The 12,594-nt window shown below is 71.9% G+C and carries 12 protein-coding genes; 1 reads left to right on the forward strand and 11 read right to left on the reverse strand.

What is annotated here, in order from left to right; translation table 11 throughout:
- Nucleotides 1-13: 13 nt before the first annotated feature.
- The 7 genes from ABZ911_RS10890 to ABZ911_RS10920 form a co-directional block, all read right to left on the reverse strand.
- Nucleotides 14-1,525, reverse strand: a complete 1,512-nt coding sequence (locus ABZ911_RS10890; RefSeq protein WP_358054292.1) for an AMP-binding protein — start codon at nt 1,523-1,525, stop codon at nt 14-16.
- The gene (locus ABZ911_RS10895; protein WP_358054294.1) at nt 1,522-2,763 is read right to left on the reverse strand and encodes a thiolase family protein; all 1,242 of its coding nucleotides are present in this window, start codon (nt 2,761-2,763) and stop codon (nt 1,522-1,524) included. The genes ABZ911_RS10890 and ABZ911_RS10895 overlap by 4 nt, the downstream gene beginning before the upstream one ends.
- A complete protein-coding gene (locus ABZ911_RS10900) occupies nt 2,760-3,695 on the reverse strand; it encodes a fumarylacetoacetate hydrolase family protein (protein ID WP_358054295.1) in 936 nt (311 codons plus the stop codon). The genes ABZ911_RS10895 and ABZ911_RS10900 overlap by 4 nt, the downstream gene beginning before the upstream one ends.
- A 29-nt stretch (nt 3,696-3,724) precedes the next feature.
- Entirely contained in the window at nt 3,725-4,516 is a 792-nt protein-coding gene (locus tag ABZ911_RS10905; protein WP_358054297.1) for a cyclase family protein, read from the reverse strand.
- Nucleotides 4,517-4,583: 67 nt separating this feature from the next.
- On the reverse strand, nt 4,584-5,192 hold the full coding sequence (locus tag ABZ911_RS10910) for a TetR/AcrR family transcriptional regulator (protein WP_358054299.1): 609 nt from the start codon (nt 5,190-5,192) through the stop codon (nt 4,584-4,586).
- 109 nt (nt 5,193-5,301) lie between these two features.
- Nucleotides 5,302-6,351, reverse strand: a complete 1,050-nt coding sequence (locus ABZ911_RS10915) for a C45 family peptidase (protein ID WP_358054301.1) — start codon at nt 6,349-6,351, stop codon at nt 5,302-5,304.
- 103 nt (nt 6,352-6,454) lie between these two features.
- Complete coding sequence (locus ABZ911_RS10920; RefSeq protein ID WP_358054303.1) at nt 6,455-6,916, reverse strand: hypothetical protein; 462 nt, start codon at nt 6,914-6,916, stop codon at nt 6,455-6,457.
- Nucleotides 6,917-6,976: 60 nt separating this feature from the next.
- Here ABZ911_RS10920 and ABZ911_RS10925 point away from each other — a divergent pair, with 60 nt between their 5' ends.
- On the forward strand, nt 6,977-8,152 hold the full coding sequence (locus tag ABZ911_RS10925) for a saccharopine dehydrogenase NADP-binding domain-containing protein (RefSeq protein WP_358054305.1): 1,176 nt from the start codon (nt 6,977-6,979) through the stop codon (nt 8,150-8,152).
- 38 nt (nt 8,153-8,190) lie between these two features.
- Here the strand turns inward: ABZ911_RS10925 and ABZ911_RS10930 are convergent, their stop codons facing one another.
- The 4 genes from ABZ911_RS10930 to ABZ911_RS10945 form a co-directional block, all read right to left on the reverse strand.
- Nucleotides 8,191-9,084: a PaaX family transcriptional regulator C-terminal domain-containing protein gene (locus ABZ911_RS10930; RefSeq protein ID WP_358054307.1), complete on the reverse strand. Its 894-nt coding sequence runs from the start codon at nt 9,082-9,084 to the stop codon at nt 8,191-8,193.
- A 233-nt stretch (nt 9,085-9,317) separates the two neighbouring features.
- Nucleotides 9,318-10,463, reverse strand: a complete 1,146-nt coding sequence (locus ABZ911_RS10935) for a serine hydrolase domain-containing protein (protein ID WP_358054309.1) — start codon at nt 10,461-10,463, stop codon at nt 9,318-9,320.
- Entirely contained in the window at nt 10,460-11,680 is a 1,221-nt protein-coding gene (locus tag ABZ911_RS10940; protein ID WP_358054311.1) for a saccharopine dehydrogenase NADP-binding domain-containing protein, read from the reverse strand. The genes ABZ911_RS10935 and ABZ911_RS10940 overlap by 4 nt, the downstream gene beginning before the upstream one ends.
- Nucleotides 11,681-11,729: 49 nt before the next feature.
- Nucleotides 11,730-12,545, reverse strand: coding sequence for a PaaX family transcriptional regulator C-terminal domain-containing protein (locus ABZ911_RS10945; RefSeq protein WP_358054313.1), 816 nt, complete (start codon nt 12,543-12,545; stop codon nt 11,730-11,732).
- Nucleotides 12,546-12,594 lie beyond the last annotated feature (49 nt).

The following is a 12,594-nucleotide window of genomic DNA, read 5'->3' on the forward strand; positions in this document are numbered from 1 at the left end:
TGGCGTACCTGCGTCACCTGACGCGCAGCGCCTTCTTGTCGATCTTCCCGAGAGGAGTCAGAGGCAGCGCCTGACACAGCCGGATGCGCTTGGGGGTCCAGATACCGCCCTTCGCCTGCCGGACATAGGCGGTCAGTTCGTCGCTGGAGGCGTCGTGGCCGGGGTGGAGGACGACGGCGGCGACGACCGCCTCGCCCCATTGCGGGTCCGGCTCTCCGTACACCGCGCAGTGGGCGACGGCGGGGTGGCCTGCCAGGACGTCTTCGACCTCGCGGGGGTAGACGTTGAACCCTCCGGTGATGATGACGTCCTTGATCCGGTCGACGATGGTCAGGCGGCCCGAGGGGTCCGCCCGTGCGATGTCGCCGGTATGCAGCCAGCCGCCCTGGAGCGCGGCACGGGTCTGGTCCGGCTTGTTCCAGTAGCCGTCCATCACCAGCGGGCCTCGTACGCACATCTCGCCTGGCTCGCCGTCGGCGACCGGGTGGCCGTCGGCGTCGAGCAGCGCGATCTCGGTTCCCGGCATCGGCCGCCCGCAACTGGCGAGGACGGCCGGGTCGTCGCTGCGGTGCTCGTCGGGGTCGAGCACGGTCAGCGCGTTGGGGGCCTCGGCCTGCCCGTAGTGCTGGCTGAGGATCGGGCCGAACCGGTCTCTCGCCTGTACGAGGCGGGCGGGCGCGGTGGGGGCGGCGCCGTAGAGGATCCAGCGCAGGCCGGACAGGTCGGCGGTGTGGACGCGGGGGTGGTCGAGGAGGGTGTAGAGCATGGTCGGCACGAGGAAGGTGGTGTCCACGCCGTCGTGTTCGATCGCGTCGATGACCCGGTCCGGATCGAAACCGGGATGGACCACGAAGGTCGCTCCGCGCAGGAGGCCGGGGGCGATGAGCAGGCCCGCCGCGTGGGACATGGGCGTGGTGATGAGGAAGGTCGTCTTCTCGGGCCAGGCCCAGGTGGTGGAGGCCCAGGCGTTCGCGGTCAGGGAGCGGTCGCCGAGGATCACGCCCTTGGGCTCGCCGGTGGTGCCGCCGGTGTAGAAGAGGTAGCACGCCGGGCCGCGCGGGTCGTCCGCCGCCGGGGCCGTACGGCCGGCCAGGCCGGCGAGGTCGGACAGGGTGACGACCCTGGTGGTGGCGCCGGCCGCGGCGGCGCGGTCGGCGAATCGGGCGTCGTCGACGATGAGCAGGTCGGCGCCGCTGTCACGCAGCACGTAGGCGTCGTTCCCGGCGTCGCCGAGCGGGTGCAGGGCGGCGAAGCGGATGCCCGCGAGGCAGGCGGCGGCCATGATGGTGAACGCCTCGGGGCGGGGGCCGGTGAGCAGGGCCACCGCGTTCCCGGGCGCCAGCCCGAGACGGCCGAAGGCGGCGACGGTCCGCTCGATGCGCTCCGCGGTGGCGCGGTAGGTCAAGGTGCGCGGCTGACCGTCTTCACGCCAGCGGAACGCCAGCCGGTCGGGGCGGCGGCGGAGCGCGGACAGGATCAGCTGGGCGTAGCCGGGGCCGCCGAGCACCGCGTCGGGCGCGCTCATCGGATCCCGCCCAGGATGGTGACCGAGGCGACGGCTTCCTCGATGCCGTACAGGCCGCCGCCGTTCTCCGCGGCGGCGATCCGCGCGGCGGCGACCTGGCGGGCCCCGGCTTCGCCGCGCAACTGGGTGACGAGTTCGAAGATCTGCGCGAGTCCGGTGGCCGAGACCGGGTGCCCGCGTGACTCCAGGCCCCCCGACGGGTTGACCGGCAGGGTTCCGCCCAGCGCGCCGGCGCCGGACAGGGACCAGGGGCCGCCGTCGCCTATGGCGCAGAAGCCGAGGTTCTCGATCTGCTGGATCTCGCCGAACGCGGTGGCGTCGTGCACCTCGGCGACGTCGACGTCGCCGGGCGCGATGCCCGCCTGCTCGTAGGCGGCCAGCGCCGCCCTGCGGCCGATGTGCTGCTCGACCTGGTCGGCGGTGCGGTCGCCACCGGAGACGAGGGCGCTGGCCAGCACCCGCACCGCCCGCGCGTACCCGGCACGGGAGCGGGCGGTCTCGGCGCGCATGACCACGACCGCGGCGGCCCCGTCGCTGACCGGTGAGCACATCGGAACCGTCAGCGGCCACGCCACCTCTCGCGCGGAGAGGATCTCCTCGACGGTCAGCGGCTTGCGGAACTGGGCGTAGGGGTTGTGGACCGAGTGGGCGTGGTTCTTGGCGGCGACGGCGGCGAGCTGCTCGCGGGTGGTGCCGAAGCGCCGCATGTGGGCGCGGGCCAGCGAGGCGTAGACGTCCATGAACACCGAGCGATCCGAACCGCCGGCCGGAGCCTCGGCGCCGGACAGGGCGCGGAGACCGGCGAGGGTCTCCTCACGGCGGTGCACGTCCAGGGCCCCGTCGAAGACGGCCAGCCCGCGCGCCGCGTCGGCGCACACCAGCTTGTCGACACCGACGGCGAGGGCCGCCTCGGACAAGCCCGCGCGCACATGCGCGACGGCCAGCCACAGTGCGCTGGCTCCGCCGGCACAGGCGTTCTCCACGTTGACGAGCGGGGCGTGCGACAGCCCCAGGGGGCGCAGCGACACCTGGCCCGGGATCATGTGCTGGCCGTCGAGGGCCTTCTGGCTGACGGTGGCGTAGAACACCGCGCCGATCTCGTCGCGGGAGACCCGCGCGTCGGCGAGCGCCTCGGTCACCGCCTGCTGGGCAAGGTCGGAGGCGGAGCGGTCGGTGTGCCGGCCGAACGGCGTGCAGCCGGCCCCCAGGATCACGACTCCGTCGGGTGCGGTGCTCACGCCGTCACCACCGTGTTGCGCAGCACACCGATGCCGGAGACCTCCAGCTCGACGGTGTCGCCGGGCTGGAGGAACCGGCCGTGCTCCAGCCCGCAACCGGTGGGCACCGTACCGGAGCACAGCACTTCGCCCGGGTGCAGCCGGGTGCCGGTGGAGGCGAAGGCGATCATGTCGGCGAAGGTGTGGTCCATGTCCGCGCTGGTGCCGCTGCTGACCTCGACGCCGTTGATCCGCGCCACCAGCCGCAGCCGGTACGGGGCGGCCAGCTCGTCGGCGGTGACGATCCACGGGCCCAGCACGTTCGCGTCGGCGAAGTCCTTGCTCTTGCTCAGCCCGAGGCCGGTGGAGATCTCCTCCCGCTGGGTGTCGCGGGCGGTGAAGTCGTTGAAGATGGTGTAGCCGAAGATGTGGGACTCGGCTTCTTCGCGGGGGATGTCCATGCCCCCACGGCCGAGCACGCAGGCGAACTCCAGTTCGTAGTCGCGTACCGAGGAATAGGACGGCCAGCGCACCGCGGTGTCGTGGCCGGCGACCGCCAGCCGGTTGGCGACGTAGTACAGGGGGCGTTCCCGCATGATGGCCGGCAGCTCGACGCTCTCGGCCGCCACCCCCTCCATGCGGGCGCGGGCGTTGCGGAAGTGGTCCATGAATCCGCCGAAGTCCCGTATCTGCGGGGGGTGGGGCAGCGGCGACATCCACCGCACCTCGTCCATCCCCACCACGGCCGCCTCGGGCGGATCGGCGAGGACACGGTCGGCGGCGGCGCGTGCCTTCGCCCCGCCCTCGATGATGTCCAGCACCGATCGCAGCAGGGGGGCCTGCTCATCCGACCGGATGCGGGCGGCGGGGCCGAGCAGGACGACGCGGCGCTCTGGTTCGAGTACGGCCGCGGCGTGCTCGCTCGCGCCGTGGACAACGGTGGCCAGTTTCATCAGAAGCCTCCTCTGGTGGGATCAGCCGCTCAGACGAACGCGACGACGCGGGCAGGGGCCGCGCTGGCCCGCGCCAGCTTCAGCGGGAAGAACGCGACCCGGAATCCGGACGGGGGCAGCGCGGCCAGGTTGGCCAGCTGCTGGACGATGAACACCTCTCGTTCCCGGCCCGCGCGGTGCCCGTCCCACAGCACCGCGTTGTCGCCGCCGGTCCGGAACGCCTCGGCCATCACCGGGAAGGGCAGGTCCCAGCCGGCGGCGTCGGTGCCGAGCACCTTCGCACCCTGTTCGGCCAGGAACAGGGTGCCCTCGCGGCTCATCCCCGGGTACCGGAAGAACTCCGGGTCCTGCGGCCCGAACCGCTCCTGACCCGTGCGCAGCAGGACCGCCCCGCCCTGCGGAACACCGACGCCGGCCTGCTCCACGGCGGCCTGCAGCGCCTCGACCGTGATCGCGGTGTTCGCTTCGCAGCGGCCGTGCAGGTCCAGCACGACCGCCTCGCACCACAGCTCCTGAAGGGCGATGTCGGTGATGGTGCGCGCCGGGCGGCCCTCGCAGGTCGACCCGTAGTGCAGCGGCGCGTCCACATGCGTGCCCAGGTGCGAGCTGAAGTCGTTCAGCGTCTCCGAGCCCCACCCCTCGCCGTCGGGCAGATCCTCCACGCGGCACGCCATCGCCGCGGCGAACTCCTCTCCGCCCGCGCCGGCCGGATGCGCGTAGGTGATCTCGGGGGCCAGGACGCGTCCCAGCGCGCGCAGCTCCGGCGGCAGCTTCTCGCGGTCGGCTGGATCCAGTGTCCTGGTGAGGTCGATCAGTTCCATGGGTGGCACCACCGTTCTGTGTTGTACGTCCAACTTATTATTGGACGCTCAACACAGCAAGTACACCCTAGGAAGCGGGGGCACCTCCCTCGGCCGGTGTCAGGGCCGCGTCGTAGATCGCCTCCATCGCGCGGACCGCGCCACCGCGATCCACTGTGGCCGGGTCGAGCCGGTGCTGGATGTTGATGCCCAAGGTGGCCCCGAGCATGGCGACCGCCAGGGCGTCGGGATCGAACACGGCGGCCAGCCCCGGAGCCGCCTCACGCAGGTAGTCGGAGTACAACCGCCGCAGGGCGACATACTGCTCCGCGTAAGCTCTCCCGACCGCGGACTCCCGGGTGATCGCCTCCAGCAGCAGGGTGGAGTAGATCCGGGCCTCGGGTCGCGACATCAACGCGAAGTTCGCCCGCGTCAGTGCCGCGACGCCGCGCGGTTCCGCGTCGAGGCGCTGCCGCAGGAACTCCACGCCGCGCTGGAAAGCCTCCTCGACCACGGCCACCAGCAGTCCGTCCTTGGAGCCGAAATGCCAGGCCACGGAACCCCGGCTGATACCGGACCGGGTGGCCACCGCCTGGATCGACATCGCCGCCGCGCCGCCGTCCGCGGCGAGTTCGAAGGCCGCCTCCACCAAACGCCTGCGAGTCTCCTCGGACATCTCCTGCTTACGCGTCGCCATCCCTGACTCCTCACCGTGTGACACCGTGCGCGCGAACACGCACCGGACGCGCGTCCGCGAACTGGACGCACTGCCACGTTGCCACGGATCCCACCCGCGGCACGCCCAGTCAGTGTTCCGCGACCGGCCCATGTGGCTCCGCGGAGCCGCATGGCCCGCCGGCGTGGACGGTGAGATCGCCGGCTTCCACGTGCAGTTCGATCGTGGCCAGCGTCTGCTGCTCCCACTCGGGAAGCGCGGCGGAGGCGGGCACATGGCAGCAGACGCTCTTGCTGCCCCCGGAGTGGTCGGTCATGGCCTGCCGCATCGGCTCTCCGGCGCTCAGCCGGCGACGCAGGGCGTCGTGACGCAGCAGAGTGTCGGGGAACTCCTTCGGCACCTGGTCTCCGGCGGCGGCCGTCGGGTCGAGGAAGTGGTTGGTGTGGACGAGGATTCCGTCGCCGTCGGGCAGCACCCATGCCGGGCCGCCCGGATGCAGTTCGGCGGTGATCGCGCTCCCGGGCACGACCAGCGTCACCGACGTGGAGGCCGAGACCCCGGGGGAGGTCAGCAAGGAGGTCGCCGAGGACAGGTCGTAAGCCTCGTCCAGCACCCGGCGGGCCACCACGTGCACCGGTACGCCGATCGTCACGCCGTCCCGCTCGTGTGACAGGAAGGTGAAGAGCAGCCCGAGCCGTTCGGAGTTGACCCCGATCTTGCCGACGACGCCGTATTCGGTCATCGTCCGGACGACCCGCCCCGACGGATGGGGGATCGTCCAGACCAGCCAGTTGTCCGCCATCGCGCCGACCCAGTCCCAGGTCTGCCCCGCGACCGTGGGTTCGCCCAGCACCACGACCGCCGAGCACTCGCCGCGCGGCGGCGCGAGCAGGGTCGCCAGGATCTCGGTCCGCGCGTTGATGGCGGCCACCTCGGTCTCCGGCAACCCGGCCCCGTCCGCGATTCCCCTGATCTCCTCCGCGAGATCGGGAGCCCACCCCTCGACGGCGGTGAGCGCCCGCGCGCCCGGATCGTCGAGCGGGACGGGCCGCCCCGCCAGCCCGTCGAACATGACGCGGTACGACGCCACAGTGGCGGCGACCTGCGCGGCGTGGACGGCCCCGAACTCCAGACCCCGTTCGTATGGTCCGTCCGGCTTCGACGTGAACTCCCGGATCACAAGACCCTCCTGCCAGTCAGTTTATGAACGATCGCATCTTATGTGATAGTTTGCTTTTTGATCGATATAGGGGAGTCGGCCTCATGGTGACAACTTCCCGATGTCAGGGCGTGCGGGACCGCAGGGGTTGGGGGGCGGTTGCCGGGGTCGATTGGCCCTTGAGCATCACCACCAGCCGGACCAGGGAGACCGCCCCGCCGGCCGTGCTGATCAGCGTGAGCCAGAACCAGAAGGTCATCCAGGTGTCCGGGACCGGCAGGAGCAAGGCCACCAGGAACGGGTAGCCCAGCACCAGCAGGCGCAGGCGGCGGTCGTCGCGGAGCTGCTGGCGGGTCATCGGACGCAGGCCGCTGACCATGACCAGCCGCCAGGTGTACAGCGTGGCGGTATAGAGCGTGATGATCATCGCCAGGCCGAGGAGTTGCGCCCAGTCGGGCGCGGTGCGGTTTTCGGGAGAGCTGTAAGGCAGGACCATCACGGCGAACGGCAGTGTGCTGAACGCCTCGACGACGGTCAGCCGGCTCGCGGGCCTCTCGCGGAACAGCGGAGTGGCTGATAGGTTCATAATATATGCGATCGTAAACCAATCGATCGATCCAGTCACGATCCATTAGTAGGGGGTTTGATGAGAATACTCGCCCTCGGCGGGCCCGGCGCGATGGGCCGCGTCGCGGTCCGCGTCGCGGCCGGGTTCTCCGGCGTCCAGGAGATCATCGTCGCCGACCGCGACCTGAGCGCGGCGCGGCGATTAGTCCGCGAACTGGAGGGCTCGCGGGTACGGCTGAGCGCGCGCGAGGTCGACGTCACCGACGAGGCCCAGTTGGACGCGGCGCTCGACGAGGCCGACATCGTCCTCACCACCGTCGGGCCGTTCTACCGGTTCGGCCTGGGCGTGCTGCGGGCGGCCATCCGCACTCGCACCCACTACCTCGACATCTGCGACGACTGGGAGCCCACCCTGGAGATGCTCGACCTCGACGCCGAGGCCCGAGCCGCGGGGGTACGAGCCGTGATCGGCATGGGCGCGAGCCCCGGCGCCAGTAACCTTCTCGCGGCCGGGGCGGTGGCCAGACTCGACACCGTGACGGACCTCTACACCGCCTGGCCCGTCGACGTGCCGGGCTCCGGTGACACCGACCTGACCGGACCCGACGGCCGTCCGGTGGCGGCGGCCGTGCACTGGATGCAGCAGATCAGCGGCACGGTCGCCATCGTGAGCGGTGGGGAGGTCGTACAGCGGCCGCCCCTGCAGCCGGTCGCACTCGACCTGCCCGGGGGTCGCAAGGGCACCGCCTACACCGTCGGCCACCCCGAGCCGGTGACCTTGCTGCGCAGCTATCGACTGACCGGAGACTCGGCCAACCTCATGGTCATCACGCCCGGGACCGTGGCCTACCTGGACGTGCTGCGCAACGACATCGACAGCGGCAGGCTCACCAACGAGACCGCGGCCGCCGACCTGGCCAAGCCCACGATGCGACGCGCCGTGCGCTCCGCCGCGCGCGCCGTGAAGTTCAAGGCGCCCGGCTCGCTGCCGTCGTTCTTCGCCGCCGCCAGAGGGATCAAGGATGGGCGACCGACCACCGTCGTGGCCTATCTGACGGGCACGGACGCGCTGATGAAGAACATGGGCGAGGCCACCGGAATCCCGGCCGCCCTGGGCCTCGCCCAACTGCTCGACGGCACCGTCAGCCAGCCCGGGGTCCACCCGCCGGAAACGGCGATCGACCCCGATCGATTCTTTGCCGACCTGGCGGAGCATGCCAAGCCCCTCAAGGTCGTGATCGAGGAGGCGTCGTAACCCGCTGGAGGATCTAGCGGCGCCCCTGCCTCAGCCGCTCAGGTTCGAGTGGCTGAGCGGCGGGTCATGTCGCCGTAGAGGCGGAAGAGGCGGATGGGCTCGCCGTCCGGGCCGGCGCTCTCGTCCAGGAGCGACCAGCACTGTGCGACCAGTTCGCGGGCCTGGGCGCCAGGCCAGGGCTGCGGGAGCAACTGGGGCGGCAGGAGAGGGTCGGCTTCCATCGCGCGACTGAATTCGGCCGCCAGTTCCACTGCGATGGTCAGTCGCTGAGGCTCGGAGAGGCCGGCGTGATCCTGGAGGCGGTCGCGCCGCAGCCGGGCGACGGCGGTGAGCCGGTGATACCGCTCGGCGATCTCGGCCAGCGGCCACAGGTCGCGGGCGAGCGCGACGGGATCGCTCTGGTCGCCCTGGCGCAGGTCCCGGGTGCTCAGGAAGGTGAGGTGGTCGAGGACGTTCAGGCGGCGGGCGTGGTCCTCGACGTACGGCTCCCACAGGTTGGCGCTGACATACAGACCCCCTTGGATCGCTGCTCCACCCAAGCCGGTGAGCGCGACGCGCAGCGCGTCGCGTGCGGTGCGGGCGGTCTCGGGTACGGCGAAGGCGACCAGGTGCCAGGTGCCGTCCCAGGGGGCGAGCCCGGCGTCCTGGCGGAAGGCGTGGCCGACGAACTCGACATCGAGGCCCATGGTCTGCTCAGTGGTGCCGCTGGCCCGCAGCAGTGCTTTGCGCCCCCTGCCCTCCTGGGTGAAACGTCCCTCGGCGGCCAGCCGTTTGATGCACAGGCGCACCTGCTGGTCGCTCATGCCCAGCAGGTTGGCGGTGGCGTAGAGCTCGCCGGAGTCGACGGTGAGATCGGCGCGGACGAGCGCTTCGACGAGCATCCGGGTGGGGACCTGGACGTCCGGTCCCGGCATACGGGGTGCGGCGGTCATGCTGCAGCCTTCCAGGGATGGCCGGGCGGCACCGCGAGGACGGCGCCGATTCCGGGCGATGCGGCGGACGGTGAGGCGCCCGGCGTGCACGAGTTTACCGACGCCACCAGACACCCACCCGCCTAACACAAACAGAACTATCGAATTTGATTCGATAGTAAACTATGCGAACGTCGGGTGGGACGGCGACCCGCCAGCGCTGACCCGCGCTCCGCGCCGTGCCGACGGGTAGATCACGGGCCGATGACGGTGGTCACCGCGTCCAGCAGGATGCGGTGACGGGCGTCGCTCAGCGCGTCGGCGGGCATGGTGCGCGGCAGGAAGGCCAGGGCGAGCCCGCGGCGAGGATCGCCGAGGCCGAGGGCGCCGCCGATGCCGGGGTGACCGAAGGCCGTGGGGGAGCCGAGCCGCCAGGCACGGCTGTGCAGGGCGAATCCGCACCCGAACGCCGACGGGAGGCCGAGTACCCGGTCCCGCCCGGCGGCGCGAAGCCGTACGGCGGCGCGCTGGGTGCGGTCGCTGATGAGCGGATCCTCGGCCTCGGGCAGGAGCATGGCGTAGAGCTGGGCCAGGGACCGGGCGGTGGCGACGCCATTGGCGGCGGGAAGCTGCCCGGCGAGGGTCTCCGGGCGGCGTACCCAGAGGTCGGCGGGTTCGGTGAGGGCCCCGTGCACGGTCAACGCCTGCCACAGCGGCGTTCCGGGGCGCGCGAAGACCGCGGTGGTCAGCCGTACCAGGAGCGGGACCCGGGTGGCGGCGTACACCGGGGAAGGCGGAGGGTCGAGGTGGGTGCCGATGCTGATCGCCAGGTCCCGGGGGCGGCACACCAGCTCGGCGAGCACCTCGCCGAGCCGGGCCCCGGTGATCCGGCGGACGAGTTCGTCGGCGAGTGTCCCCCAGGTGACCGCGTGGTACCCGGGGCGGCCCAGCGGCCAGCGGGGGCGCTCGTCGGCCAGGGCGTCCGCGAGCGGGCGCCCGTCCAGCACGTCGGCGAGGGTGGCGGGCCGCGAGGGGGCGATGAGCCCGGCCTGGTGGCTCAGCAGTTGCGCCACGGTGATCTCGGACTTGCCGTGGCGGCCGAACTCGGGCCAGTACCTGGTCACGGGCGCGTCGAAGTCGAGATCGCCGCGGTCGGCGAGCACCGCCAGGCACGCGGCGGCGATGCCCTTCGAGGCGGAGAAGACCACCTGGCGGGTGTCCGGGCCGTTGGGCCCTTTGCCGTCACTCCCGCCGTAGAGATCCACGACGGTCCTGCCGCGGTGAATGACGTGCAACCCGGCGCCGCGCTCCTCCGGCCCGCTCATGATCGCGGCGAACGCGTCACGGACCGGTTCCCAGCCGGCCGCGACGTCGCCGCGGAGTGCGTCTGGCGCGCTCATGCCGGCCACGAGGTCGTGGCGGTGGCGGGCGCCTGATCCACCTTGACCACCTCACCGCGATCGGCCCGCGGCGGATCGCAGTGGGCGGCCAGCGCGTCGAAGTACCGCTCGGGGTCGAGCACCGCGTCGGGGGGATGGACGCCATGGGTGCGCACCGAGCCGTCGAGGATCTGGCCCGCCGCCAGCGCCAGAGGGATGCCGGTCGCCCTGGCCATCCCACGGGGGGAGGCGATCAACCGAGCACCCACCGCGTACGGCCGGCCGCCGCGGCTCCCGGTGGCGAGCGCGAAGAAGGCGGGCAGCGCACGAGGGCCGCGCAGCCAGGGCCGGCGGAGGGCGGCCCTGGCGAAGTTGCCCGCGGTCGGGTGGTCGACCGCGGCGGCCGCCTCCTCCAGGGAGAGCTTCCCGCTGTCGATGTCGTCGCGCAGGGTCATCAGGTACGCCGCGGTCGTCGGCTGGACGACCATGACGCAGGCCGAGCTGCGCGTGACCGCGCGGGTCCCCGGCAAGGTCACCGGCTCGGGGTGACCGACCGTGTACGCGGTGCCCGTGCCCGACCCCGGGTAGTCCAGCGTGACCGGTTCGAGCGGGGGCCGCTCGGCGGGTTTGCCGTCGACCCAGGTCTGGATCGTTCCGGACAGCTGCTGCATCCAGTGCACGGTGGCGGCCGAGGCGCCGGCGGCCGAGTCCTCCGGGGCGTCGCCGACGAACGGCACGTCCACCGGCCAGGCCGTGAAGACGTCGTCAACGGTGTCCAGGTCGCGGGTCGCGAGCGCGGCCAGCATGTTGCTCGTGCCCGGACTCGCCCCGGCCCCGATCACGGCGATCACGCCCGAGCTCCGCGCCCGGGCGTCCAGCGCGAGCATGTCCAGGGTCGGCTCCCAGTCGTCGCAGATGTCGACGTAGTGGGTGCGCGCGTCGATCGCCGCCTCCAGTACGGGCACGCCGAGCCGGAAGAAGGGTCCCGTGGTGTTGATGACGATGTCGGCGTCTCGGAAGAGTTCGCGCAGCCGTACCGGATCCGTCGCGTCCGCCGCCTGCGGGATCAGGGTGGCGGACGCGACGCCCGCCAGGTCGGCGGCGAGGCGTTCGGCGGCGGCCAGATCGCGGTCCGCGATCACCAGCTCCGCGACGTCCCCGCGCTGGGCGAGCGCCTCGACCGCGGGCCTGCCCATCGCTCCCGCTCCGCCCAGTGCGACCACTCGATGTTCATTCATATAACGAACGTATCGAAAACGAACGTTTTATGCAACGCGGTTTCGCGTGTCACCTGGCGTGGGCGAGCAGGACGTGCATGGCCCGGGTCAGCGGGATGTCGCTGGAGTCGGCCGCCGCCATGGCGGCGGCCATGGCGGCGCGGGCGCGGGCACCGGGCCAGTCCGGCGGCAGCAGTTCCAGCGGCAGCAGCGGATCGCGTTCCATGATCTGCGCGAACTCGACGACTCGCAGCAGGGCGTCCGGCGCGGACTGCGTCGAGGAGGCCAGCCGCCGCTCGAAAGCGATCCACTCGGCCTCCAGCCGGGAGAGATCCCACAGCCTCCCGGCCAGCGCGCGTGGCTCGCTCACCCCGCCGATCCGCAGGTCGCGGCTGGTTGTCACGGACAGGCCGGCGGCGATCTCCAGGCGGTTCGCCTCGGCCAGAACGTCGTCGTGCCAATCGTTGGCGCAGACGTACAGCCCGCCCGGCGCGGGTGCGCCGCCCAGAAAGCGCAGGTGGCCGCGGAAGGTGTCGCGGGCGACCCGCCGGAACTCGGGGACGCTGAAGGCGACCAGATGCCACGTCCCATCCCAGGGCAGCAGGCCGGCGCCCTGCCCGTAGGCGAGCTGGAGATACCTCAACTCCGGCAGCAACATCGAGGCCACGCCGGGCGCGGCCACGAACACGGCCCGCCGTCCACGGCCGCCGTCCAGCCGGAGAGACCCGTCGGCCACCAGCCGTCGCAGGCACTGCCGTACCTGCTGGTCGGTCAAGTCGCACCGCCTGGCCATCTCGTACAGGGCGGTGCCGTCGAGCCGTCCGTCCTGGTCCACCATGGCCAGGACGAGCGTTCGGGTGGGAATGGAGAGGCCGGAGGCGCTCATCGGGGAAAGCCTGCCGGCCCCTTCGGCATCAGACTGATCGGTCACGAGG

Origin of the sequence: Nonomuraea sp. NPDC046570, assembly GCF_040645915.1 — a bacterium.
Lineage (GTDB): Bacteria > Actinomycetota > Actinomycetes > Streptosporangiales > Streptosporangiaceae > Nonomuraea.